This window comes from Bacterioplanoides sp., from assembly GCF_965219715.1.
Taxonomy (GTDB): domain Bacteria; phylum Pseudomonadota; class Gammaproteobacteria; order Pseudomonadales; family Oceanobacteraceae; genus Bacterioplanoides.
In genome coordinates this window covers 4,655,817-4,679,079 of record NZ_OZ244785.1, presented here as the reverse complement: position 1 = coordinate 4,679,079, position 23,263 = coordinate 4,655,817, and the positions used below count along the sequence as shown (strand labels likewise).

At 46.5% G+C, this 23,263-nt stretch carries 26 protein-coding genes; 6 read left to right on the top strand and 20 right to left on the bottom strand.

The features are described from left to right. Positions 1-4: 4 nt before the first annotated feature. From ACOQOZ_RS21625 to ACOQOZ_RS21610, 4 genes are read left to right on the top strand one after another with little or no spacing between them, the layout of a single operon-like run. Entirely contained in the window at positions 5-925 is a 921-nt protein-coding gene (locus ACOQOZ_RS21625) for a DUF692 domain-containing protein (RefSeq protein WP_420590227.1), read from the top strand. After that, the gene (locus ACOQOZ_RS21620; protein ID WP_420590226.1) at positions 922-1,458 is read left to right on the top strand and encodes a putative DNA-binding domain-containing protein; all 537 of its coding nucleotides are present in this window, start codon (positions 922-924) and stop codon (positions 1,456-1,458) included. Before ACOQOZ_RS21625 ends, ACOQOZ_RS21620 begins: the two co-directional genes overlap by 4 nt. After that, positions 1,451-1,990 carry an RNA polymerase sigma factor gene (locus tag ACOQOZ_RS21615; RefSeq protein WP_420590225.1) on the top strand — a complete coding sequence of 180 codons (540 nt, stop codon included), beginning with the start codon at positions 1,451-1,453 and terminating at the stop codon, positions 1,988-1,990. Before ACOQOZ_RS21620 ends, ACOQOZ_RS21615 begins: the two co-directional genes overlap by 8 nt. Next, complete coding sequence (locus tag ACOQOZ_RS21610) at positions 1,987-2,679, top strand: hypothetical protein (RefSeq protein ID WP_420590224.1); 693 nt, start codon at positions 1,987-1,989, stop codon at positions 2,677-2,679. Before ACOQOZ_RS21615 ends, ACOQOZ_RS21610 begins: the two co-directional genes overlap by 4 nt. A gap of 56 nt (positions 2,680-2,735) precedes the next feature. On the opposite strand, the gene ACOQOZ_RS21605 is transcribed toward ACOQOZ_RS21610, so the two are convergent. The 4 genes from ACOQOZ_RS21605 to ACOQOZ_RS21590 form a co-directional block, all read right to left on the bottom strand. Then, on the bottom strand, positions 2,736-4,640 hold the full coding sequence (locus tag ACOQOZ_RS21605) for a TIGR03545 family protein (protein WP_420590223.1): 1,905 nt from the start codon (positions 4,638-4,640) through the stop codon (positions 2,736-2,738). A 10-nt stretch (positions 4,641-4,650) separates the two neighbouring features. Further along, entirely contained in the window at positions 4,651-5,157 is a 507-nt protein-coding gene (locus ACOQOZ_RS21600; RefSeq protein WP_420590222.1) for a TIGR03546 family protein, read from the bottom strand. A 137-nt stretch (positions 5,158-5,294) separates the two neighbouring features. After that, on the bottom strand, positions 5,295-6,158 hold the full coding sequence (locus ACOQOZ_RS21595; RefSeq protein WP_420590221.1) for a DMT family transporter: 864 nt from the start codon (positions 6,156-6,158) through the stop codon (positions 5,295-5,297). A 119-nt stretch (positions 6,159-6,277) separates the two neighbouring features. Further along, the gene (locus tag ACOQOZ_RS21590; RefSeq protein ID WP_420590220.1) at positions 6,278-7,111 is read right to left on the bottom strand and encodes an HDOD domain-containing protein; all 834 of its coding nucleotides are present in this window, start codon (positions 7,109-7,111) and stop codon (positions 6,278-6,280) included. Between the two features lie 336 nt (positions 7,112-7,447). Here ACOQOZ_RS21590 and ACOQOZ_RS21585 point away from each other — a divergent pair, with 336 nt between their 5' ends. Next, positions 7,448-8,065 carry a chalcone isomerase family protein gene (locus ACOQOZ_RS21585; protein ID WP_420592444.1) on the top strand — a complete coding sequence of 206 codons (618 nt, stop codon included), beginning with the start codon at positions 7,448-7,450 and terminating at the stop codon, positions 8,063-8,065. Between the two features lie 19 nt (positions 8,066-8,084). Here the strand turns inward: ACOQOZ_RS21585 and ACOQOZ_RS21580 are convergent, their stop codons facing one another. The 3 genes from ACOQOZ_RS21580 to ACOQOZ_RS21570 are packed head-to-tail and all read right to left on the bottom strand — an operon-like array spanning position 8,085 to position 11,119. Next, entirely contained in the window at positions 8,085-8,531 is a 447-nt protein-coding gene (locus ACOQOZ_RS21580) for a DUF4124 domain-containing protein (RefSeq protein WP_420590219.1), read from the bottom strand. A gap of 2 nt (positions 8,532-8,533) precedes the next feature. After that, positions 8,534-10,258, bottom strand: a complete 1,725-nt coding sequence (gene recJ / locus ACOQOZ_RS21575; RefSeq protein WP_420590218.1) for a single-stranded-DNA-specific exonuclease RecJ — start codon at positions 10,256-10,258, stop codon at positions 8,534-8,536. A gap of 12 nt (positions 10,259-10,270) precedes the next feature. Then, on the bottom strand, positions 10,271-11,119 hold the full coding sequence (locus ACOQOZ_RS21570; RefSeq protein WP_420590217.1) for a DNA ligase: 849 nt from the start codon (positions 11,117-11,119) through the stop codon (positions 10,271-10,273). 200 nt (positions 11,120-11,319) lie between these two features. Here ACOQOZ_RS21570 and folK point away from each other — a divergent pair, with 200 nt between their 5' ends. Beyond that, on the top strand, positions 11,320-11,724 hold the full coding sequence (gene folK / locus ACOQOZ_RS21565; protein WP_420590216.1) for a 2-amino-4-hydroxy-6-hydroxymethyldihydropteridine diphosphokinase: 405 nt from the start codon (positions 11,320-11,322) through the stop codon (positions 11,722-11,724). On the opposite strand, the gene ACOQOZ_RS21560 is transcribed toward folK, so the two are convergent. From ACOQOZ_RS21560 to ACOQOZ_RS21500, 13 genes are all read right to left on the bottom strand, one after another. Further along, a complete protein-coding gene (locus tag ACOQOZ_RS21560; RefSeq protein WP_420590215.1) occupies positions 11,711-12,439 on the bottom strand; it encodes an SDR family NAD(P)-dependent oxidoreductase in 729 nt (242 codons plus the stop codon). The two genes, folK and ACOQOZ_RS21560, sit on opposite strands and share 14 nt — an antisense overlap. 131 nt (positions 12,440-12,570) lie before the next feature. Then, the gene (locus ACOQOZ_RS21555; RefSeq protein ID WP_420590214.1) at positions 12,571-15,123 is read right to left on the bottom strand and encodes a penicillin acylase family protein; all 2,553 of its coding nucleotides are present in this window, start codon (positions 15,121-15,123) and stop codon (positions 12,571-12,573) included. Between the two features lie 444 nt (positions 15,124-15,567). Continuing rightward, complete coding sequence (locus ACOQOZ_RS21550) at positions 15,568-15,933, bottom strand: hypothetical protein (RefSeq protein WP_420590213.1); 366 nt, start codon at positions 15,931-15,933, stop codon at positions 15,568-15,570. A 109-nt stretch (positions 15,934-16,042) separates the two neighbouring features. Further along, positions 16,043-16,588: a hypothetical protein gene (locus ACOQOZ_RS21545; RefSeq protein ID WP_420590212.1), complete on the bottom strand. Its 546-nt coding sequence runs from the start codon at positions 16,586-16,588 to the stop codon at positions 16,043-16,045. Positions 16,589-16,686: 98 nt separating this feature from the next. Next, complete coding sequence (locus tag ACOQOZ_RS21540) at positions 16,687-17,043, bottom strand: hypothetical protein (RefSeq protein ID WP_420590211.1); 357 nt, start codon at positions 17,041-17,043, stop codon at positions 16,687-16,689. A 122-nt stretch (positions 17,044-17,165) separates the two neighbouring features. Next, positions 17,166-18,116 carry a hypothetical protein gene (locus ACOQOZ_RS21535; RefSeq protein ID WP_420590210.1) on the bottom strand — a complete coding sequence of 317 codons (951 nt, stop codon included), beginning with the start codon at positions 18,114-18,116 and terminating at the stop codon, positions 17,166-17,168. Continuing rightward, entirely contained in the window at positions 18,117-18,758 is a 642-nt protein-coding gene (locus ACOQOZ_RS21530) for a hypothetical protein (protein ID WP_420590209.1), read from the bottom strand. A 142-nt stretch (positions 18,759-18,900) separates the two neighbouring features. Then, complete coding sequence (locus ACOQOZ_RS21525) at positions 18,901-19,209, bottom strand: hypothetical protein (RefSeq protein ID WP_420590208.1); 309 nt, start codon at positions 19,207-19,209, stop codon at positions 18,901-18,903. 89 nt (positions 19,210-19,298) lie between these two features. After that, complete coding sequence (locus ACOQOZ_RS21520; RefSeq protein WP_420590207.1) at positions 19,299-20,276, bottom strand: FRG domain-containing protein; 978 nt, start codon at positions 20,274-20,276, stop codon at positions 19,299-19,301. Positions 20,277-20,363: 87 nt separating this feature from the next. Beyond that, the gene (locus ACOQOZ_RS21515) at positions 20,364-20,795 is read right to left on the bottom strand and encodes a hypothetical protein (RefSeq protein WP_420590206.1); all 432 of its coding nucleotides are present in this window, start codon (positions 20,793-20,795) and stop codon (positions 20,364-20,366) included. A gap of 85 nt (positions 20,796-20,880) precedes the next feature. Next, positions 20,881-21,351, bottom strand: coding sequence for a hypothetical protein (locus ACOQOZ_RS21510; RefSeq protein ID WP_420590205.1), 471 nt, complete (start codon positions 21,349-21,351; stop codon positions 20,881-20,883). Between the two features lie 370 nt (positions 21,352-21,721). Continuing rightward, positions 21,722-22,483: an SDR family NAD(P)-dependent oxidoreductase gene (locus ACOQOZ_RS21505; protein WP_420590204.1), complete on the bottom strand. Its 762-nt coding sequence runs from the start codon at positions 22,481-22,483 to the stop codon at positions 21,722-21,724. Between the two features lie 15 nt (positions 22,484-22,498). Beyond that, the gene (locus ACOQOZ_RS21500; protein ID WP_420592443.1) at positions 22,499-23,263 is read right to left on the bottom strand and encodes an SDR family oxidoreductase; all 765 of its coding nucleotides are present in this window, start codon (positions 23,261-23,263) and stop codon (positions 22,499-22,501) included.

The following is a 23,263-nucleotide window of genomic DNA, read 5'->3' as shown; positions in this document are numbered from 1 at the left end:
ACGGATGATGAGCGTCAACGGCACTCAGGTAACCGATGTGGAAGGCGTGGGCCTAGGCCTGCGCATTCCCCATTTGAGTTATATCCTGCAACACCGCCCTGTCATCAACTGGTTTGAGGTACATATCTGCAATTTTCTCCGGGCACCTCTCAATCGTCATTTGTTGCATCAGATCGGCGCCGATTACCCGCTGAGTTTCCACGGCGTGAGTCTGAATCTCGGCGGTACCGATGAACTGAAGCTGGAATATTTATCGGCACTGAAACAGGCAATCGATGAGTTTCAACCGGCCCTGGTGTCTGAACATGCGTGCTTTACTGCGCATCAGGGACAAAATTTTCATGATTTGTTACCCGTCCCCTACACCCAGGAGGGAATACAACACTTTGTTGAACGTATTGATCAGGTACAAAACATTCTTGGCCGCCAGATTCTGATTGAAAACGTATCACGCTATTGCGGCTACTCTGAAAGCAATATGAGCGAGGCGGAATTTCTCGCAGCCATTTGTCACCACAGCGGCTGTGGGCTGTTACTCGACCTGAATAACATCTATGTTAATCAGATGAATTTTAGCGATGACCCGACCTTATCACTGCAACATTTTATCCGGCATATCCCATTAGATAGCATCGGTGAAATACACCTGGCTGGCCATAGCCGCCAGGGAGAATATCTGGTTGATACTCATGGCAGCGAAATTTGTGATTCCGTCTGGGATATTTATTGTGATTTTCTCGGTTACTGGCACAACGAAAAGCAAACCAAAACACCACCACCCTGTCTGATTGAATGGGATAACCATTTACCGGAGTTTCCGTTATTGCAACAACAAGGAAATAAAGCGCAACAGCTGATGGAGCGTAGCCTGGTTGCAACTCAAAGTAACCACCAGCCAAGCAACATGACGGAGCTGTTGTTATGAGTGCCGGGTACCAACAAAGCCTGGATCAATTTTGTCAGCAAATGCTGGCACAACACCCGGTGTACGCCAATAATCAACGGGCAAGCCATTGCCAGGCATTGGCAAGTAATCTGCCACTGACTCATCACCTGTGCGGCGATGAATACTTTTATCCCCTGGCAGAATGTTTCCGACAGCATAATGATCAGAACCACTGGGACATTAATACTTATGGCGAGCAGTTCGCATCATTGCTCGATAGCCAGCAATACGGCGTCAAAGCCGAGCACAAAGACTGGTCGTTACTCAGTCAGGTAGCAACATTCGAATATCAGTTAATTGCGCTGTATTACCAGCAAAAATCCGTTTGCAGACAACAACCCTTACCACACGCGGAACAGTTATTACCTGCGTTGCAGCATTTTCATTCTTATCTGGATATCAGCGCAGCGAACCTGCAGTACACAACTTTTGATTTAATTCACCATCTGACCGATGATCATTTCAGTATCCGTGTCGAAAACTCTATAGCGACTGGAAATTCACATGACTGAAAAACAGCAAAGCCGACTGCTACCGCAAGAACTGCAACAGCTGTTTCAGTACGCGATGGTATTGTGCCAGCAGGCGGACAACGCTCAGGATCTGCTGCAATCTGCCGTGGAGCACTATCTGATTGAATTACGCCGGGGAAAGTCCATCAACAATAAAATGGCTTATCTTCGCAGCACTATCCGTAATCGATTTATTGACTCGTTCCGTCATCAGCAGCGTTGGCCTAACGAATCTTTTGAAGAGCAGCAGGATTACGACATTTCTCCGGTCGATCTGGAGCAGCTGCATATTGACCAACAGATTTTACAGCAGGTATGGCAAACACTCGCCCCTCAGGATCGGGATATTCTTTATCACTGGGCAGTACTCGGTCACAGTACTGACGAAGCCTGCGACATTCTGAACATGCCCCGGGGCAGCTTTTTGTCGAGAATTCACCGTTTACGGAAGCGCTGTGAGCAACTGCAACAATCGATAAATGAGCCACAAACCATCAACAATCAGCAACCCTATGGAGGAAAAGGCGAATGAAACCAACACAATCCCCTCCAGGTAATACATCGTTGCGCGACAGTGTTCGCCAGATTTGTCAGCAGCCTGAATTAGAGCCAGAGAAATTACAGGATTTATTGCAACTGCAGGATGAATTATTAGGCGCAGAGCCCGGCCACTCCTTCGATAAGCCAGATCCTTCCACCGAAACAAATGTTGCCGATAAAAAAACGGTGTCGTTGTTCGACTGGATAAAATCACCGGTCAGTGGCTGGGTAGCCTCTGCAGTCATCGTTATAGGCCTGGCAATAGTGACTTTTCAGCCCAACAACTACAGCGAAGAAATTGCCTATGAAGTGGTTAAAAATCACCTGAAGCTCAAACCTCTGGATGTACAAACCAATACCATGGCGGATATTCAGGGCTATTTTACTCAACTGGATTTCTCTCCAGCCCGCTCAAGTTTGCTGGAAACCACATTAAAGTTACCTGAAAAATTTATGCTGGGAGGCCGCTATTGTTCGATTAAAGGCGTCACTGCGGCACAATTACGTTACCGTAAAAATGACATTCAGACGTTGTATCAGGTGCCCTACGACGAAGCATTACATGGAGATATTGCCGATATTCAACAACAGCCCGAACCACAGACATTACAACTTAAAGGGTTGGAAGTGCAGCTGTGGCGGGAACATGGTTTGTTAATGGTGTTGGTAAAGAAGCCATAATACGTCCATAAAAAAACGGCCATCAGGCCGTTTTTTTATGCTTTATGAAAACCAGCTCAAAACAAGTTCTTAAGCTTTTCTTTCGCTTTTCGCTCCAGCTCTTTCTGCTTTTGCCTGGCTTTCTCTTCAGCTTTGCGTTTTTCTGCTTCCAGCTTACGCTTTGCCTTCTCTTCTTCGGCTTTGGCCTTAGCTTGCGCTTTAGCACGCTGCTGAGCCTCAAAGTCTTCCAGCCGGCTGTCTGCCATTTGTTGCAGTTCGGCGGTTTTATCATCAAGCGAACTGTCGAGGGAGTTCAGTTGTTGCAGATCATCCGCATAGTCCCCGAGATAAGACTGCATTTTTTCCTGCAAACGTTTTTCCAGTTTCGCTTCCAGTTCATTCTGCTTGTCTTTCAGGCGCTGTTTAAACGCCTGGTTCAGTCGCTTATCCAGATCAGAACCCAGCTCAACATCCGGAGCGGTAATTTTGCCACTTGCCTTCGCGTTAATATCGAACTGGTTAATCTTCGCCAGTGCCAGATTGGTTTCTTTCGCAAAGGTGGTTTTACCTTTGCCACCAAATCTGGCCTGGGAAGCTTGTGCGTCAGCTTTTGCCTGTAAGGTTCCGGATGACACCACGGCCAGTCCCTGTACCTGGAACAAAGCGCTGTCGAGTTTGCTGCCAGCAATGCCGAGATTAATATCACGTACCGTCCAGTCTTTAACCGTCAGGGTAACGTTATCGCGATTGACTCCCTGGCGATGATCCAGTACCACATCGATATTCAGATCTTCGATATCCGTCAGCTGTTGCCCTTGCAATGTGATGTGTGCAGGACGTCCCAACACATCTTGCTGGTGCGTAATATCCAACGCATTAATCTCCAGAGATCCACCTAACATAGGTGCACTCATGGTTGCTTTGCGAATCAGGAATTCCGGCCATGGATCATCCGATGGGAAATGAATAAACTGCCCTGCAGCGCGCTGTTCAGCAGCTGCAGCAGTGGCATCCTCTGCTTCCTTTTCATCAGAAGCCAGATAAGGCTTCACTTTCTCATACCAGTAAAGTGCTTTGTTTGCCCATTCGCCAGCCTGGTCACCAAACAACAGAGCACTCAGATTGGCAGCACCCTGGGCATCCAGCTGGTATTTATTTTTGATGGTCGCAACATCCTGACCCGGTGCTTTTTTCAGCTCGCTCAGTTTGTCGGCCAATTCACGGCGACTGTTACTGATCACAGCTTTGGCTTGTGCCACCGCTTCTTTGTCTTGTTTAAATTGTTTCTTCAGCGCATCCAGCTGCTTTTTACGTTGCTTAAAGTCATCCAGCGATTTGATATCGGTCGACAGCAGAGCTTTTAATTCATCTTCATAACGTGCCAGCGCCTTACTGTCCGGAACCGCGGCGGTTGCCTGATCAATAGCCTGCTTACTGTTGTCAAATGCCTGCTGAACCTCTTTACCGGCTTGCTCTGTTTTTAATGGTTCACGTGCCAGAATTTCATCAACGGAAGGAACGCTGGCAACTGATGGAGACGACTCTTTATCGGCATTGTTACCATTGGCTTCGCTGTCTTTTGAGTCGTTATCTGCCTCTTTAACCTCGTCAGTTTTTTCAAGCTTGCCGGATTCAGAACGAGCAGTATTAAACTGCAGGTTATTAACCGATAAATCCTTCACTATTCCCTTGCCCAACAACAGCGGAGCAAGTTCCAGTTGCGCAACAGCCTGATCAAACTGAACCAGGTTTTCCATCGGTTTATCGGCGTCCGCAACCTGTAAATTATCCAGTGTTACACCTAAGGGACTAAGGCTGACACTGACGTCGTCAACGCTGACTTTTGCACCGGCAGCCTGGCTGCCAAAATGTTCAATACTGCCTTTAATGATGGGTCCGGCAGCAAACAATAAAAATGCAGCCAGCCCACCCAGGGTGACCACAAATCCAATTAATCCTGACCAGCGAATCCACTGTTTCATGTATTACTCCTTAATCCGCCAGTGACTTATACAAACTGTAAAACTTACTGGCTTTTAACATCTGAGCAATTTTCAGCTTCTCAAACCAGGCCAGTAATTTATCGCGATAGGTATTAACCAGAATGCGGGAGACAATAAATACCGGAATAAAAGCCACCAGCGATAACAACAAACCACCCAATGTCAGCGTGTTGTTAAAGGCCGTCATACGCCACCAGTCATTCTGATAAAGCTCGGTCCAGGTCGGTACCAACTCCGGATTCTGCAGCAGACTTTCACCCAGTTTCACCGAATATGGGTCGATCAGATATCCGAGGCCGGAGAAAAATGCCACACCGAGAAAAAACGCTGACAGGTTAATGCGCAGAATAAAAGCCAGCAGCAATACAATCACATTATGAAAACTTAAAATCGGGGTCAGTCCGACAATCACAGCCAGTGCGAATGCCAGAGCAATCTGTCCCGGCGCAGACTCTGAGTTCAGCGCCTTAAACAGCTTGGCTAACATGGTGAGCATAAGAGCATCCTTGGAAGTTCGGTTATGCGGAAACTATAACGCCATATCATCAGAATTCCAGCGACTGACAACCGCTGCAGCGAAGGATTTACCGCTTTTTACGCTTTCTGGCTATTACACATCCACTCAAGGTGAAATCAGGGTGCAGTAGCACGACGGAAAAAGGTAGATAAAGCCACACCGGTAATAATCAACGCCATCGCTGCCAGCGCTTGCTGACCCAGGGTTTCGCCGAGAAAAAACATGCCCATCAATAGCGCAATAACCGGTACCAGTAACTGGAATTGCGCCGCTTTGCTTAATCCCAGCTTGGGTAAAATACGATACCAGAGGAAATAGCCTAAACCTGAAGCCACAACACCCGATAACAATGCCAGTAGCCAGGGCATCCAGTGCCAATGCAGCCACTCCTGCAATAACACAGGGAATAACACCAGCGTGATTGCGGAGGCGGCCATAAAGGCTTGTTGCACATCCTGCAGTGGCTGTTGTGATTGCTTGCCCAGCATCACAAACCAGCTCCAGCCCAGGGCCGCAATAAACATCAGCCCGGCGGAAAACAGATCCGAAGCCGCTGCACCGGGCAGTAATAACCAGCCCAAACCGGTAAATGAAATGATGATGCCGACCCATTGCAACGCGGATAAGCGATCTCCCAACCAAAACGCGGCAAACTGCATCACAATCTGAATGGTGGCAAATAAAATAAAAGCACCAATACCGGTATCAAGCCGTAGATAGGCCCAGGAAAAACCCAGAGCATAAATTGCTAAGGCCGCACCCAGCTTCCAGAAGCGCCGCTCGCGCCAGGGCATGATATTGACCTTACTGCCCGGCGGTGCAAAACGACGCAGCAGAATGCTCAGAATAACGGCTCCACTGGCCAGGCGAATGAGAGAAAATAACGCCGGATCAAACTGGTGAACATCCAGCGCCCAGCGACACAACAAAGAATTTGCGGCGAATGCCAACAAAACAATGGTTAACTGAAAATACAGCATAAAAATTTCCGGAAGATCTCAGCGACAGATTACAGCAGAGCACTATGAACCGGAAATTAACCAGAAGTTCAGCCAAGCGCTTAACTAACTGCTCAGCCAAGCTAAAAAACTAAGCGACCTCAGCTTTCCATTTCTGCCATGGCCAGTCGCTCAACCAGATCATCCTTCATATCCAGATACTCATGATTACCAATCGCCAGATAATCGATTGCTTTATGAACCAGCTTATTCAGCGCCTCTCGCGATTCAAAATTCCAGTAACTCTGGTATTCGGCGCTGATATCTTTCGCCAGAATCAACAGGCTGTTGGCCGATAACACTTCGTCACTGACCGTGGCGTTACCCATCAACGCAGCCTGGGCATGAGCCTGTAACAATAACGCTTCACTGACGTCGTCCGGCATATACCATTCTTTCGCCAGTCGTCCGGCAATTTCAAATCGATCCGTAGCAAAACTGTTACGCTCTACCCGGCGAATAAACGCCGCATTACAACTGTTGGCATCGCCACTGACAACGTCGTAATTCTCGAAGCTGCCACGCATCACCGCCACGCCAATATCATGCATCATGCCCAGCGTATACGCCGAGTCAGCAGGCATACATTGAGTATTGTGAGCCAGCTGATGGCACAGGGTCGCTACCTCGGTGGCGGCTTCCCAGAAACGTTGCCAGCGTCCATCCGGGTCCATAGAGGTTCGCATCGCAACCGCCTGGACCAAATTAGAAACCCGCTGAATCCCCAACGTGGCTACCGCATGTTCAACCGATTCAATTAGAAACTGACGGCGAAACAAAGGGCTGTTAACCGTCGACAACAGCACCGTATACAGGGCAACGTCGCGGCGGATCAGACGAATAAGCTCGGAAGTCTCCGGGTTGGCATGAGACAACAACTGTTGAATGTCGATTAACAGGTCCGGGCGTGGTGGAATAATAAGCTTATCATTCATAATGTTATTGATTTGTAATTACTTCTATCAGGAATACTGTAGTAAAAATTCCGCAAAAGATAAGACTATTTTCTGTTTTTTGTGGTTAAGGAAGTTAATCTTTATGACGTATTTTTGTCGTCAAAAGCCAGTCAATGGCGCCAGTTAAATCAAGGCAGCCAATTTGTAGAGACCAGGGTCATTAGGGAAGATGTTTCAATTCAAGCCAAACAAGCGAATAAAGCCAATAAAGCCAATCGGGTAACCCGAATAACCGCTTCTGCCATTGCTTTCTTAACTGAATTCACAATACTGTCGTCGTATAGTCATAATTAAAACAAGGCTTTGGCTGTGAAAATGAAAGTGTTATTCACTATCGCCATTTTTCTTTCTTCATTCTCGTTGCAGGCGCTCACCCTCGACGGCGTGGAAATCCGCAATGTTATTGCAGCAACGGCAAATGCTCCGGAGCTGCAGCTTAAAGGTGCGTCAATTCGCAGGGCTTACGCCATTGTTGATACCTATGTGGGTCAGCTTTACGTTGAAAATGCAGAACTAGATGCAGAAGCACTGATTGCCGCCAATGAAGCACGCCGTATGGTATTTCATGTGGTTTCCAACCGGGTCAGCGCCCGCCGCTTTACCAACGCCATTAACGAAGGCTTATCGATTAATATTTCTCCGGAACAAATGGCCGATATCAAACCTCGTGTCGAACGACTGGTGGATTTATTCGATCATAAATTCGTAAAAGGTACGATTGGCTATATTCAGTGGTATCCGAAAACACAAATGAGCCACATCGTGATTGATGGTGTTGAGAAAGGGTCCGTTCCGGGCAAAGATTTAAACGATGCCATGTTAAAAATCTGGATTGGCGACCACCCGGTCAGCGAACGTTTTAAACGCGAAGTACTGGGGCTATCCGAGCCGGATTATGATGAAGACGAAGAAGATGATGATGACGACTTCTGATTCACCTGCCGCTGAATAATCAGCGGCAATTTTCCTTCATTTGTTGTTTTAACCGATCACGTTTTGCGTGCTTGTTACGCAAGCTGCTGAGACTGCTGGCGCTCAGTGATTTCACCTGATTACTGCGATATTTTGACCTTGCGTTTTTACAGCGACGTTTTTTCGCTGCCATACGTCGCTCTTCCCTCTCACGTTCCAGACGCCTTTGTTTCTTGCGCGATTTAGCCGCCGCTTCTTTTTCCCGCCAACGACCAGTTGATGTAAAACCCGCTTTTGGTTTTACCGACTGAATTTCACTGATGGGTTCAAGCTTAATGGTTTCGACTTTGGGGCTGGTTTTTCCAAGCTGTTGTGGAGGTGGCGAATCTGAAAATTGCAGTCGCCCATGTTCATCACGCCATTGATATACTTCCGCTATTACCGGCTTCAGTAACAGCAGCAAAAACATCCCTGTTAACGCTTTCATGCTCAGACATTTCCTTTGTCAGTTTCCAGATATCTTATCAGTAGTTGTACGGTAATCTGCCCGCGAAATTCATTCACGTCCAGCTGAAATGCAGCCGTTACCTGATCAATATTCAGGTTTGGCCAGCGCTGCGGGTCAATATTAAACTGAATGGCATCCAGCAGCTGATCGCTGCCATGTGGCTGCAATACCATTTTTAAATGGCGTTCCCCAACAATACGTTGTTGCACTAAGCGGAAACGACCATGAAATACAGGCTCGGGAAAGTTCTGCCCCCAAGGGCCAGCCCAGCGTAATTGCTGCGCCAGTTCCAGCGTATATTCCGATGCCAGCAACTCGCCGTCACTGTCGATATTCTGCTCCAGCTGACTGCTGCTGAGATGACGCTGGCATACCTGGTTAAAAGCCGTGCTGAACGCCTGATAACAACCTGGGTTTAACGTCAGACCGGCAGCCATGGCATGGCCACCAAACTTTTTAATCAGACCCGGATACTGTTTGTCCACTTCATCGAGAGCATCACGCATATGCAAACCGGCAATTGAACGGGCGGATCCTTTCAGTTCAGGTTCCGCATCGTCGTTATCTGCGGCAAAGGCAATCACCGGACGATGAACTTTATCCTTAATACGGGAAGCGAGAATTCCGATAACACCCTGGTGCCAGTCGGGCTGGTACAAACACACACCAACCGGCAAATTATCGACATTAAAATCTTTAAGGTACTGCATGGCTTCATGCTGCATACCCTGTTCAATTTCACGCCGACTGCGATTCATTTCATCCAGTTCCTGGGCCATGGATAACGCCAGAGACGGATTATCGGTCAGCAGGCACTCAATCCCCAGAGACATATCATCAAGGCGGCCAGCAGCATTTAGACGCGGCCCGAGAGCAAAACCAAAATCCGACGAAACAATTGTTTGTGGCACCTTACCAGCCACCCGCAATAACGCATCCATACCTGCCTGAACCTGACCGGCACGTATACGGCGCAGCCCCTGCTCAACCAGAATGCGGTTATTAAGATCCAGTGGCACAACATCAGCAACGGTAGCAAGCGCCACCAGATCCAGCAGCTGAGCCATATTGACCGGCTGACTGAGACAGTTCATATCGTTCAATCGTGCCCGTAACGCCAGCATCAGATAAAACACCACCGCACAGCCACAAGCAGACTTGCTGGCAAATTCACACCCGGGTTGATTCGGATTAACAATCGCGGCGGCATCCGGCAGCTGCTCACCCGGTAAATGATGATCGGTAACCAGCACCGGAATCCCATAGCTTGCAGCAGCGGCAACACCGGAAACCGAGGCAATACCATTATCAACCGTCATGATCAGATCAGGGGATTTCTGACGCGCCACCTCAACCAGTTCCGGCGACAGGCCATAGCCAAAATCAAACCGGTTTGGCACCAGATAGTCGAGATTCACCGCACCAAATAAACGCAATGCGCGAATGGCTAATGCGGTACTGGTTGCGCCATCAACATCAAAATCACCAACCACCAGCAGTTTTTTTTGCTGCAGAACAACCGGCAGCAATAAATCTACGGCAGCGTTGATGCCTTTAAGGGATTGCCAGGGCAGAAGCTGCTTTAACTGCAACTCCAGCTCACTGGCATGAACAACACCGCGGGCAGCATAAATCCGCTGAAGGCGTTCGGGAATATCGCCAAGTTGCCACTGTTCGGGCACTGGCCGGGTAATAATTCTGGTCATCGCGCCAGTATATCACTCAGGCAATCGCTGCCGTAAGAAACGTGCAAAACGCGGCAACCCGGAATTCGTCATACCGTTAAACGAAAAGGTCACCTGACTGCCAATCTGGGGGGGATAACGCCGTTCATGATCACTGAAGCCAGTTCCCAAGCGGAATTCACGACCATCGCTGTCTCTCACCAGCAAGGCCCCCATCATGCCGTGGTATTTTCCTTCACCGGGAATATGCGCCAGTACCGTTGCTTCAGCGTCATACAAGGGTTTCAGTTTGAGTAAATCATTGCTGCGATTGACCTGATAATAAGCCCGCGCATGCCGTAACATCAGACCTTCGCCACCACCCGCAACCACTTGCGCCAGCCGGTCTTTGAGTTCTTGTTCCGAATTCAGCTTTTTCTGATCAACCGCTTTCAGCCAGGGTTTGCGTTGCTCAGCAACCAGCGTGCGTAAAACCCAGAGTCGTTCGTAAAACGGAGCCACCATATCCGGCAGGTCATAAACCATATAACGAACGTCAGCCCAGTCAGCGTCTTTTGGCTTTTTACGCCGCACTAAACCACTGACTTCATCAAAGCGTCCCCGCCCGAGCCAGAGTTCACCATCTAAGCGATTTTTGGGTAATGCGGCTAAAAACCACACCGGCGCTGAGATTTTCTGACCAGAACGGGTATACAACTGCTGACCATCCCAGTAAGCCCGCACACCATCCAGTTTTTCACTAACAAAATATTTATTAACGTCGATCCCCTGAATGTACTGCTGCGCCAACATCAATGGTGGCGCAACCACCTGATTGGAGACTGCGTAAATGGGCCATAAACTGGCGAGAAAAAATAACAGAATCGTTAAATAGGTTTCCATGGTGCTGCCCTCCCTGACAATCCATGACGGCAATCGATATCACTCGACGCCCTGATTTGTTAATCTGGCAGTCATAAAGATGAGACTCTAGGCCTCCAGGCAAGATTCAGACTTTTTGCCGAGAGCTTTTTACAGTTTTTTTATTTTTAACTGATGGTTGTTATTAACCATTCAGGAAAAATGCCCAAGACGGAATAATCATGAGCTATTTTTTATTAGGTTTAGGCAGCAATATTGAACCAGAGAATAACCTTAAAAAAGCTCTGGAATTATTACAGCAGCAGGGAGATGTAATTTCCGCGTCGCCGGCTGTTACAACCGCGGCGGTGGGTGATACTTTCCATTTTCCGTTTATGAATCAGCTGGTTATTTTACACAGCGAGCAACAGCCGAATTTTCTTAAAATAAAGCTACAGAATATTGAACGTACGCTTGGCCGGGAAGCAAAAACCCCCGCCAGAAAAGAAAAAGACCGCACAATTGATATAGATATTCTGTATCGCTCTGACGAGCTGAGCCATTGTATCAATGCCGAACTTGAAGACAGCTACAATCAACAAGTTCAGCAATTATGGCGGGAGCAGAGCAAGGTTACTCAGAACTGAAAGTCTGGGTATAACGGTTAGCAACAAAACGGCCACCATCAACCCGCATCACATTGCCACAAACCGCCTGGCTGTTAGCCAGGTAATCACATGCTTCAACAATCGCCTGATATCCCAGTTCATGTTTGATTAACGATTGAGACAGCACTTTATTACGATAGGCTTCATTGTGTTCCGGTAAAAACTGGATCGGCCCCGGCTGAATAATATTGGTACGCACCTGAGGCGATAAGCGCTGCGCCATACTTAATGCCCAGTTCTGCAATGCCGCTTTGGATGCACAATAAACCGCGAATTTTTCGTTCGGAATTTCGCTGTAAATATCCGAAATCACCGTCATCCAGCTGTTATCAGCCCAGTGATTCTGCAGCGCTTCAGTAATCGCCATGGGTGCCTGTACATGCACTGCAAAATGTTTTTGAAAATGACTCGACAAAGGCTCACCCGCCTCCGCCGCAACATGATCAGCAACAAAACACGAAGCATTATGAATCACACCGGTATAAGGCCCATATTGTTGCAGTTGCTGACAAAGATCTTCCAGCTGCTGTGGCTGCGATAAGTCCGCCTGAATACAGGTTAATAACGGATGATCCGGTAATTCATTCACCGTATTAAAATGAGCGATTACCCGGTACTGCTTAGCCAGATAATGCTCTGCCAGCTGTTTACCCAGTCGCTTACCCGCACCGGAAATAAATACTGTTTTTGTCATGCCGCCCCTCAAATGAAAGCTGCTGGAAAGAAAACCCCAGAAAAGAAAACCCCGCAACGGACAAACCGTTGCGGGGTTATTATGGCTTGGCGGCGATTATTCAGCCACCGCTTTTATGACGTTAACCAGCGCTATTCACTGACGGCTTTCAGCAGCGTCAGATCTTTAAAGTGCGCTTTCACTTTTTCATCCGAATTAAATGGTAAATTGCGGTTCTTACGACTCAGCCATAAATCGATGCCGTCATCGTAATGTGGCGACGCCGGGTTACCCGACTGGCCACCCGCAACCACTAAACTGAGCGGCTCTTCCTGGCTGAAGTCCACAATCATACGCATTGCCGGTACATTCCAGACCTTATAATCCGTTCCCAGATCATGCCCTGCGACGTTCAGCGTATTACGGTTGCCACCCGCCGGATACGGGCCACGATCGGTATATCCGGCCAGCTTACCAACCGCATAAGCTTCTACACCGGACAGGTATTTCTGAAACTTGGTTGAGTTGGTTTGCCAGTGATAAGTCAGAAGCTTACCCCACTGCCAATCAGCAACCTCATCTCCGAGCTGTTGCTCAAGATGTGTATATGCGTCCGCTGCAGCACGCACGATAATATCGGCTTCCTGCTCTTCAACCTCTTCGGTGGAAACATCATCCCAGAACGGCGCGCCTTCACGACCCAATACATGATCCTGGTACGCCGAATACGCACGGCCATTCACCGACATAAATACGTGCCACAAATGGCTGTCATCCGGGCCTAACTCATCGAGGAAGATCGCACGTGTCAGGCTATGCTCCAGCGCGCCCCAGATTGCTGCATTGGCTGAGGTTTCACGCATTTCACCGTTAAATTCCATCATACGTTCGAGAATAAAGCGGGCATTTTCCTGCTCATCATCGTCAAGCTGCTGTAATGCCGTTTCGATATTCTTCCACTGATCTGCATCCGCCCAACGTTGCTGAACCTTGGCGATAAATACGTCGCGACGATCAGCCTGCATCGCTTCCATGCTGGCGTAATTATGTTTCTTCGACGTATTTAACATCTGAGCGATACGTTCATAACGTTCCGGGTAATACCAGGAGCTGGTCAGAGTTGGAGAAAAGCCCGGCTCAACCGTTCGGTGATTACCGGTGCCCAACCACCCTTGTTCAGGGTTAACCTGGCGAGGTGTATTTTCACCACCCCACGGGCCAGTCCAATCATATTCACCAGTCCAGCCCGGGCTTGGGAAATGACCGGTGCCTTTTTTACGCAGCGGGTAAGTTCCGGTTACCTGCCAGCCAATACTGTCGGCATCGCCGTAAATCACATTCAGGTGAATAAAACCAACGCCGTTTAATGCTTCTTCAACCTGCTTTAGGTTTTTCGCCTGACCAAGGCTAAAAAACGATTCAATGGTTTTGTCGGCATATTGTGCGGTCCAGGCCAGCGCTAAACCGTATTCACTGTGAATCTGTGGCGGTACAATTTCATGCTTGGATTCGCCGGCCAGTGCGGTATTTAACAGTGGACCATGACGCGTCGACTGCACAATCAACTCAACGTCATCTTCACCTTTAACTTTAATTACTTCTGTCCGTTCGGTTACCGGATACCAGCTATCCTGATACAGATATTCCGTTACGCCATCGTTATCACGCAGCTTTTCCAGAAAAACATCCATGGTATCGGCCATCACCATGGTTTCACCCCAGGCGATATGACCGTTGTAACCCGCCACCAGCGCAGGCACCCCCGCCAGGGTAATACCAACGCCGGAATACTCCGGACTTTTAACCTCCATTAAAGTCCAGGTCGACGGATGGGTTAACAATAAGTGTGTGTCATTGGTCACCAGAGAGGCGCCGTTTTGCGTTTTGTTTTTATGCACCGCCCAGTTATTGGATGCAGCTATTCCCTGACCATTAACAGACTTTAATTGCTGCTCGACGGCTGAAATACGTTGTAACTGCTGGTTCAGCGCAGCGACCGTTTCGTCACTGAGCTGCAATTGGGAAATCTTTTCTGCTTCGGCAAAATCGATCTTTTCATCCGGGTAAACCGGTGCCAGATAAGCGGCCTTTTGCCAACCAAACTTCTGAGCAAACTGCAGGAAACCCAATTCTTCGTGCAAATTAAAACCAACACCGAGGTTCAGTAATACAAAAATACCGATGGTGTTGCTGGCGTGCCAGGCTTCCGGCTGATAATCGCTGAGCGTCAGCTCCAGCGGTAAACGATCTTCGTGCGAATCAATATAGGCGTTTACCCCTTTGGCAAAACGCTGCAAATGCGCTTTTATATCGGCGTCCAGGTCGGCGTACCGTTGCTCGATAACCTGGGTTACGCCCAAAGTGCGCATGTAGATATCCATCTCCAGCGCCATCGGACCCGCCATTTCGCTTAAACGGCCACGAGATAGCAGGTTCATTCCCACCATCTCTGCGAGCCGATCCTGCGCCATGGAATACCCCATGCCGTAAGCAAGATCACCAATACTGGCCGCTTCAATCATAGGTACACCGTAAGCATCACGGCGGATTTCTACGTCTTCAGCAACACCACTGGTTTCGATTTCGATGTTAACGTCGTCAAGATTTTTTTCTGCGATATGGTTAAACAGGCCATCACAACCAACTAATGTCGACCCTAATGCCACTACCCCAACAGCACGGCTGATTTTATTAATCAGACTCATGGTGAATTCCTTGTTTTATCTAATTATTAGCGCCGGGCATTATGCACTTTGGGTTATGGCGATCACAGGGTGAATTCAGACAGAGTGGCTAACAAAAAGCAGGGAGAAATGGCTGATTAAAAAGTGTCGCTGACGACGGGATAGCCCTAACCTACTACCCTCAAGGAGTGAAGAACTCGCCATCAACGGCTAGCTGATCTGATAATAAAGGGCTGACAATCGGGATGATTGCCGGATAGAGACAAGAAAAAGACAATTTGTGCCAGGAAAGATTCACTTTTCAGAGGCGAAGGATTCGTTGATGCCTGGCACAGAGGGATAATTCAAAGACTTTTGTAGGTTGCCTGGATTGTAGTGTTTAGGTATCAGGCACCTGTGAGTGATTTAAGGGCGTCTGATTATCGGGGCAAGATCATCCTTTTGGTTTAGGCACTTGTTAGTTGCCTATTTAATCAAATTTAGATTGCCATCCACGAACCCAACAGCAAATGCTTTTGCTTGCTTTAGTTTACCTGCATTAACGTAATTTGATTTGAAATAACCACGAGCCATATTAACAATATTTTGCTCTGCAACTTCCCAAGTGCTGCCAAGTAAATCGTTTGAAACCTCAATAGAACGAACTTTAGGAACCCAATCTTCGTTGCACGCCCAATCTTCATCTTCGGCATCGAATTCATTGGAGCCAACAATTTCAACAATAAATGGTGACTCATAAACGTTAATATTAAACGCAATTATGTGCGCCGGTATTTCAACACTGAGCTGGCTATCTAACCAGCTTGAAAAGTCCTTCTCGTTTCGAATCATGTACCTAATTCTCCTCGGCAACTAACGCTTGCATTTGGGGCCGAAGTGAAGCGCAGCGGAACGGAGGTACCAGCCCCGCAGGGGCGAACAACATGCACTTGTTATACGCTTACGATTTTGGACGCTCAAACTTCATTACCATAAATGACATTTCTGGCTTGCATGTTGGTTGGCAGGTAAAACCCCATATAGTTTCTGGTGCCAGTTGAAAGAGATAGACCTTTTGAGTTACACCTTTCTGATTAGTGGCGACGATCTCAATGGTTTCAGGCGCTTCTTTTGGTATTTCATCGAAGCCTTGGCCAAAGCCTTTATATATTTCAGCGGCTTCTTTTTGACTTAGTTTCTTTGCTGCAACAGAAGTGAAGTGAAATTCATTATTTACTTTTTCTGGCTGGGCTCGAACCATTTGGGCTGGAATTATTACTGGGGCAAAGCCACCAGGATAGTTCCAAAGGACGCCTTCCGAACCAGTTATAATTTGACCGTAAATTGTGCATTTAACACTTGCTAGTGCTTGAACAAGCTTCGGAACCTCCGTGACCATTTCCTTAGGGCCATCTTGGCAGGAAATCTCAAATTCTGGTTGCTTTTCTTCGGCCACAGCGAATAGCGGAGTTACTAAGGCCAGACTAACAATCAAATTCTTAAGCATGATGCTCCCTTTGCGTATAACGCCCAGCACACGGGCTGACAAATTGCGAAGCAGTTTGGCAGTCCTGCACAACGAAGTTGTGCTTAACGTGCTGCTTGTTATGCATTTTCTAAAATCTCTTTTATTGCAGGCAAAGTATATTTCTCTACTGGGTCTGCGTCATCGCCATGATTATATTCACCTGCGTCAAATGCACAGTAGATTTCATAGCAGGGTTCTAACAATGGGATGTCTTTCTCCATGATGTAATCTAGCATTATTGGCCATATGCCATTCATAGCAAAGTCACAATCTGTGTAAGAAATACTACCCTCATTGAATTTCTCTGCAAAATGCAGTGACAATTTATTAAAGGCACTTTCAATATCAGTACTGGATGATTTCGAATAGCTTTCAATATCTGTTATCGAAATATCTTCTCTAATAGCCTTTTGTACAAATTCTTCAATGTTCATAAGTGTGCATAACGCCTTGCACACCAGCCCAGCGAAGCAGAGCTAGCATGTGGTAAGTTTGCGCAGCAAACCACATGCTAGCGGCGCGTAGCTGGGTCTGCGTGCTGCAACTTGTTAGTGCATTAGTCATTGCTGAAATGGTAGTACCCGTGCTCTTCCGCATAAGCATCCATAGCGTCTCTATCGTTTGGATCTACAAGCTCATAGAATTCTTCGGGCGTATAATGCACGCGGTGAGTAAAATGGTCAGCTACATTCGCGGCCATTAACTCACCATATCCATTCAACTTAAGGCCACACGCATCGCATGAAAACTTAGTTGGTATAACTGATTGCCGGACCACAATTTCATCTTCCTTATTTTCAATTTGCTCTCTCCCATAGGTATCACCTTGGACTGTAGCAACACATTTGCAAGCTGGGCATTCAACTCTATGATGTTTATGATGACTAAGCGAAAGCCCCTGCTTTTCTGATTCCTGCTTCAGGCTCTCTTGTTTATCCGGCTCTTTTTCACCAAAAACCTTTGCATAAGCTGCAATTCGACTTTTAACTTTACTAGTTACTTCATCCTTTAGTTCATCAATTATCTTCTCAGCTGTTTGTGCTTCTTCTCCGAGCAAACTAGTTAGACTTTCACCTTGTGCTTCTGCTAATACCTTGCAGCACTTATAAAAGCCACCAATCCACTTTTGATGTTTATATTCAACAAAAGCTGCTGTACCAGAATGAAGTTCTTCATTACGCCTACCAGCGAGAGCAAGGGCGATTGAAAGCTCATCATCTGTAAACTGAGGTATTAACTCTTTGCACAATCGAAGCACTTGATTTGTTGGGATCGATTTCCTTTGTGCCGTTGATGAGCCCAATCCAAGAGCAGTTAATAAGTTACGCTGATCCTTATCGGGTTCAGCTAGAAGCATTGGGCTAAAATTTGCAATTGTAGAGCGTGATAATAATTCCAACCCCATCGCACACCAGAGTCCAAAGACATCATCTGTTCTATCTACTTCAAATGAGCGTTCAAAATATAGTTTTGACTTTGCCCAAAGCGAATCTTTATCCCAACTCATCTAGCTCTCCAAGTAAACTCTTAACACTTCACGATCTTCGCCCTTGACAGCAGATCGGCTGTGTAAATATTTCCAATTATCAATAATAACTGCTTTGTTGCCCACCCATTCAATTCTTTCAGGCTCTGCGCTATTTATTGCTTCCTGCAGCTTCAAGTGAAAGCTACAGGCGTGCTTGCTCAAGGGTGTCATTATATTGGGGTCAAATCGTAACCCTAATTCTCCATTTCTATAAAATATTGGTAATGTGTATTTGCACCCCTCAAAAGTCTCGATTAAATAAATAGATTTTTGCCCCTCACGAACAAAATCACCTTTATAAAGATCGAATAGATCATCGATGGATATATAGTTAGTCGAGCAGGAACTCTTGTTTAACATGCCCATTACGATGTATCTTGCTGGCTCACCCCAAAATGAAGTATCTGTGTGAAACGGAAACGCAGATAACCCATAATTTTTGCTGAATGTTCCTGGTCGAGAATTGGCACCATTGCTTGATTTTAATATCGCCAACTTTTCCCCGTTTGGATGCCTTGCAATTCTTCCTAATGAATTGGCAAGCTCAACCATCTCTATCTGAGAGTATATTTTTTTCGTTATCACCATGCCTTTAGCATTTATACGGCCGAAATTCGACATATACGAGATTCCTTACCTGGACCGAGTGGAGCACTAACGCCCGCATATGGGGCGGCTGTAATATAGTGAGGAACGAACGAAATGTAAGCCGTCCCAGCAGCCGAAGGCTGCGATCATGATGCGCTTGTTATACGATTTTATACTACCAAGCATCATCTATAATTTCTTGTTTCCACTCATCTATGCTTTTAAAAAGGCTTGCAGGCGGCCAAGCAGGATCTGTCTCAATGCTCCATGTTAAATGCACTTCCGAATATTTGTACTCTGGATGTTTAATTAAAAATAGGAAGTCATCTCTGTCTTCTCTCCTAGCAATAGCCGAAGCATTAATGCCAAAGAGTACGTGACCAGATGGAACCTCTCTTTTAAGCTCATCGGAGAACTTTCGTTGCACCTCTGAATCTATTAGCTCCCAGTTTTCTGGCAATTTACTTTCTTCTAGATAGCTCATAATAACTCAATGATATTTACGTATAACGCTTCAATAACCGGCGCAGCTTTGCTGCGTCCGGCGCCGAAGGCGCGTAGTTAATTGACTTGTTATAAGCCATGCTGGGTAGAAAACTGATGTCTAATTTCTTTTGCCTGATATTCCATTTCAGGAAACAAGGTTGCTTCTCTTATACCAACATACTCCAACTCCTTAAGAAGAGTTGGCTTGTCTTTAGCCAAAATCTTAATTTTAAGTAAAGAATCCCCTGCGTAATGATCTTGTTCCATATCTTCAACCTTAATGAACTCTTCGCCATCAATGAACATGCCTCCATGAAACGTGAATAGACCATGCTGCTGGCGTATCCTTGGATTTAAATGAGGGGCTCTAAAAGGGACTATATTTGAGAAAGCCCTAAGAATATCTTGCTCCACATAAGGCAATGGATTTCCATTATGATCATTGGTATTAACAAGCTTCTGCTGAATAGTTAAGCTATTAAAATTAGCCTTGCTACCAGTTGAAAGGCCAAAGAACTCTTTTGAAATCATGATATCTTCTTTTATATCACCTACTCGAATATTGTTTATACGAGATTCATCATTAAGGAGATCTGGCACTCGGTACACAAGCCTTCTGAAAAAGTCTGCTCTGGTTTTTTCTTGAATCTGCATCTCCAATAGCTCATTAAACTGATAGTCCCTCTCCATATATGTTGGATCAAAGACATATAGAGCTCCATCGACCTCCTCATCTGAAATACAACAAAAATACAAACCAACTAAAAGATTACTGGACCAGTCAAGTAATCTTGTTGGAAGGCCATAATGCTGCATCAGGGTTAACCATTCGTAAGTGGTCTTATGATTAGATGACTGATCAGGGTACCTACGCTTAAATTCGTCGAACATCTTTTTTTCATTGAAACTAATCCCGAAGTCATTTCTCTGCCTAAAGATGCTTGGTAATAGCTTATGAGTGTAATTGGGCTGACCTCGAAACCAAGTGGCTTTAAAGTTATTGGCAGCATCATTGAGATTCGAGGTAATGGAGCTAATTGTCCCATCGGTAATTATTTCTTTCATAGGCTATTTCCATTTATCCAAGGCTTATAACGCCGCAATAAAAGGCGAGTGTTAGCGAGTCCAACCCGCGCATTTTGTGGGCGATTTTTAATTGCTTTGTTTGATTGTATCTTCAATAAATCCAACGATCTCAGCTACGGATATAGTAAATATGCCTGCCTCTCCAGCATCAAAAGCAGATTTCCAAGTGTGGTAGCCCTCTATATAGTCTGGATTCGGAGTAGTATTACCAACGAGCTTAAGAAGGCTTTTCTTCAAAGTTTCTTCAGATACTGGAAAATGAGGCAGCTCACTTGAAAAGCCACCGGCTATATGAGGGTTCTTAACTTTAACTTCGTTGAGACTAATGTGATAGATGTTTCCTAACTTTTCATTTGTCTCAACTTTATTAATTAGAACCGTTGATTTCTCTTCACCAGCTCTTGTTTTATAAGACCAAACCTGGCCCTCAGAATATTCCGCTGCTTTAGCGAAGCTGAACATAGAAAGTAAACCCAAAATTAAAGTCAATTTCTTCATAGTGGTGAACTCTAACGCCCGCATTTGCGGATGGTTTGGAGCACAGTGGAAAACCATTCCGGCAACATGCGCTTGTTACATGTATTCATATTTCGAGCACCGAACCATCAGGATTAAGCGCGATAATGGAATGCTTACCTTTAAAGACGACGTTCACTTGGCCACCATAAACATCATCAATTGCTAAATGGTTTGCACCTTCTAATTTCATTATTTCAGCACCTCCGATGGCGCGATTTATACCATCTAACTCTACGAAGTTCGCTTTGGACACTTCTTCCACTTCGTTGAGTTGCACAAACAAGTATGGCCAATCATCAACATGTGAAGTTCCTTCTTCTACTTCATCTGGCAACCAAACGGAGTCCCATTGAAATGCCAGCGTAACAGACCTATCAAATGCTACGTGATGAAATACACCGACCCAGAAAGAATCATGGAGAGTAAACTTACTCAAGAACTCTTCAAGATTATGCGGTGACTTTTGATCCCAAGGTAAGTCATCCTCAATTAGCTTCTTGTAAAGCCAATCTGGGTAAAACTGATCATCATCCAATGCTGATTATTCTCCTAGGCATGTAACATTTTAATAGTGTGCTCTTACAAGGTCGCGTACCTTGCAAGCTCCAAGACCTTGCAAGGTTGAGGGACTTTCCGGAAGGATAAGGACCAACATTGGATTTCAACCTGAAACCTTCCATAGCAAGACAATTCCCTTCTGTAACAGCCAGCGAAACCACCAGGCGAAGCCGCTGTTTCATTTGATGTCTAAATTATCACTACCGAATATTTTGAGCAAGCTGGCTGACGACCTGTAATAAAACGATAATCCAGAGAAATACCGGACACTCAGAACACAAAAAAGCCGGATCAGTCATCTGATCCGGCTTCTGTCGTTCAATCAAATACGTCCTAGCGGCAAAGCCTCACGATGCTGATAAGCCACCATCAATGGCGATCGCCTGACCCGTCATATAGGTGTTAGTCGGGGAACATAACATCAGCATGACGTTAGTCATTTCCTCCGGTAAACCCAGGCGCTTCATCGGACAACCCTGAGCCAGGGTTTCCTGCGCCGGAGCCAGTGCCGATTCGGTGATTAACGGTGTTGGGCTGAAAAACGGACACACCGCATTAACCCGGATATTTTGCTTAGCAAATTCAATCGCCGCCGTACGTGTAGCACCAATCACTGCGTGCTTCGCCATAGAATACGCACCAATGGTCGGTGCACCACCCAGGCCAGCCATTGAGCTGACATTTAAGATAGCGCCACCTTCACCCTGGTTCAGCATCTGATTGATCTGATGCTTCATACCGAGTGCAACACTTTTGGCATTAAGAGCAAACTGACGATCCAGCGTCTCTTCCGTCACCGTAGTGAGCTTACCCAGCGGCTGGCCACCTCCGGCATTATTAATGGCAATATCCAGGCGACCAAATTCAGCCACCGCAGTTTCCACCAGTAACTGACAGTCGGCTTCTTTAGTAACGTTGCATAAGCGGGTAACCACTTCGCCTGGCAGGCTTTCAGCCAGTTCATTTAACCCGGCTTCATTAATGTCGCCCAATACCAAACGTGCACCACGCTCAGAAAATTCCTGCGCCATAATGGCACCAAAACCACTGGCAGCACCCGTCAGCAATACCACTTTACCGCTAAAATCCAATAGTGGATCAAGAGCCATATCAACCTCCAAACCTTAAATCGTTAAACCGCCATCAACCACGATACATTCGCCGTTGGTGTAAGAACTTGCATCCGACGCCAGATACAACACGGTACCCGCCATTTCCTGCGGCTCCGCGTGACGCGCCATTGGAATATCTTTCACCAGGGTCTGATAACTTTTGTCGTCATCAAACAAAGCACCGGCAAATTTGGTTTTGGTTAATCCCGGCAAAATCGCATTACAACGAATACCAAAACGTGCGGTTTCTTTTGCCATGGCTTTGGTCAGGCTCACAACTGAAGCTTTAGTCATGGAATAAATGGCTTGTCCCATGCCAGGCTGTAAGGCATTAACAGAAGCGGTATTTACAATGCTGCCACCGCCGTTTTCACGCATTAATTTGCCCGCTTCAATCGACATAAAGAAATAACCACGGATATTTACTTCCACGGTTTTATTAAAGGCATCCAGATCGGTATCTAAAATATTGCCAAAATATGGATTGGTCGCCGCATTGTTCACCAGAATATCCAGCTTGCCGTGTTTTTCGCGAATCGCAGCAAAGGTATCCTGAATTTGCTGCATATCACCAATATGACACGCCAGACCTTCTGCACTGCCGCCATTCGCCACAATCGCGTCCGCCACTTTCTGGCAGTCATCCAGTTTGCGACTGGAGACGATCACATGAGCGCCCTGCTCGCCAAATAATTTAGCGATTTCTTCGCCAATGCCACGGCTGGCTCCGGTGACCAGAGCCACCTTGCCGCTCAGATTAAATAGTTGAGTAGACAT

Excerpts from the sequence above, each read along its gene's own strand:
- ACOQOZ_RS21625 (WP_420590227.1), top strand. The coding sequence starts at position 5 with ATGATGAGCGTCAACGGCACTCAGGTAACCGATGTGGAAGGCGTGGGC.
- ACOQOZ_RS21620 (WP_420590226.1), top strand. The coding sequence starts at position 922 with ATGAGTGCCGGGTACCAACAAAGCCTGGATCAATTTTGTCAGCAAATG.
- ACOQOZ_RS21615 (WP_420590225.1), top strand. The coding sequence starts at position 1,451 with ATGACTGAAAAACAGCAAAGCCGACTGCTACCGCAAGAACTGCAACAG.
- ACOQOZ_RS21610 (WP_420590224.1), top strand. The coding sequence starts at position 1,987 with ATGAAACCAACACAATCCCCTCCAGGTAATACATCGTTGCGCGACAGT.
- ACOQOZ_RS21605 (WP_420590223.1), bottom strand. The coding sequence starts at position 4,640 with ATGAAACAGTGGATTCGCTGGTCAGGATTAATTGGATTTGTGGTCACC.
- ACOQOZ_RS21600 (WP_420590222.1), bottom strand. The coding sequence starts at position 5,157 with ATGCTCACCATGTTAGCCAAGCTGTTTAAGGCGCTGAACTCAGAGTCT.
- ACOQOZ_RS21595 (WP_420590221.1), bottom strand. The coding sequence starts at position 6,158 with ATGCTGTATTTTCAGTTAACCATTGTTTTGTTGGCATTCGCCGCAAAT.
- ACOQOZ_RS21590 (WP_420590220.1), bottom strand. The coding sequence starts at position 7,111 with ATGAATGATAAGCTTATTATTCCACCACGCCCGGACCTGTTAATCGAC.
- ACOQOZ_RS21585 (WP_420592444.1), top strand. The coding sequence starts at position 7,448 with ATGAAAGTGTTATTCACTATCGCCATTTTTCTTTCTTCATTCTCGTTG.
- ACOQOZ_RS21580 (WP_420590219.1), bottom strand. The coding sequence starts at position 8,531 with ATGAAAGCGTTAACAGGGATGTTTTTGCTGCTGTTACTGAAGCCGGTA.
- recJ (WP_420590218.1), bottom strand. The coding sequence starts at position 10,258 with ATGACCAGAATTATTACCCGGCCAGTGCCCGAACAGTGGCAACTTGGC.
- ACOQOZ_RS21570 (WP_420590217.1), bottom strand. The coding sequence starts at position 11,119 with ATGGAAACCTATTTAACGATTCTGTTATTTTTTCTCGCCAGTTTATGG.
- folK (WP_420590216.1), top strand. The coding sequence starts at position 11,320 with ATGAGCTATTTTTTATTAGGTTTAGGCAGCAATATTGAACCAGAGAAT.
- ACOQOZ_RS21560 (WP_420590215.1), bottom strand. The coding sequence starts at position 12,439 with ATGACAAAAACAGTATTTATTTCCGGTGCGGGTAAGCGACTGGGTAAA.
- ACOQOZ_RS21555 (WP_420590214.1), bottom strand. The coding sequence starts at position 15,123 with ATGAGTCTGATTAATAAAATCAGCCGTGCTGTTGGGGTAGTGGCATTA.
- ACOQOZ_RS21550 (WP_420590213.1), bottom strand. The coding sequence starts at position 15,933 with ATGATTCGAAACGAGAAGGACTTTTCAAGCTGGTTAGATAGCCAGCTC.
- ACOQOZ_RS21545 (WP_420590212.1), bottom strand. The coding sequence starts at position 16,588 with ATGCTTAAGAATTTGATTGTTAGTCTGGCCTTAGTAACTCCGCTATTC.
- ACOQOZ_RS21540 (WP_420590211.1), bottom strand. The coding sequence starts at position 17,043 with ATGAACATTGAAGAATTTGTACAAAAGGCTATTAGAGAAGATATTTCG.
- ACOQOZ_RS21535 (WP_420590210.1), bottom strand. The coding sequence starts at position 18,116 with ATGAGTTGGGATAAAGATTCGCTTTGGGCAAAGTCAAAACTATATTTT.
- ACOQOZ_RS21530 (WP_420590209.1), bottom strand. The coding sequence starts at position 18,758 with ATGTCGAATTTCGGCCGTATAAATGCTAAAGGCATGGTGATAACGAAA.
- ACOQOZ_RS21525 (WP_420590208.1), bottom strand. The coding sequence starts at position 19,209 with ATGAGCTATCTAGAAGAAAGTAAATTGCCAGAAAACTGGGAGCTAATA.
- ACOQOZ_RS21520 (WP_420590207.1), bottom strand. The coding sequence starts at position 20,276 with ATGAAAGAAATAATTACCGATGGGACAATTAGCTCCATTACCTCGAAT.
- ACOQOZ_RS21515 (WP_420590206.1), bottom strand. The coding sequence starts at position 20,795 with ATGAAGAAATTGACTTTAATTTTGGGTTTACTTTCTATGTTCAGCTTC.
- ACOQOZ_RS21505 (WP_420590204.1), bottom strand. The coding sequence starts at position 22,483 with ATGGCTCTTGATCCACTATTGGATTTTAGCGGTAAAGTGGTATTGCTG.
- ACOQOZ_RS21500 (WP_420592443.1), bottom strand. The coding sequence starts at position 23,263 with ATGTCTACTCAACTATTTAATCTGAGCGGCAAGGTGGCTCTGGTCACC.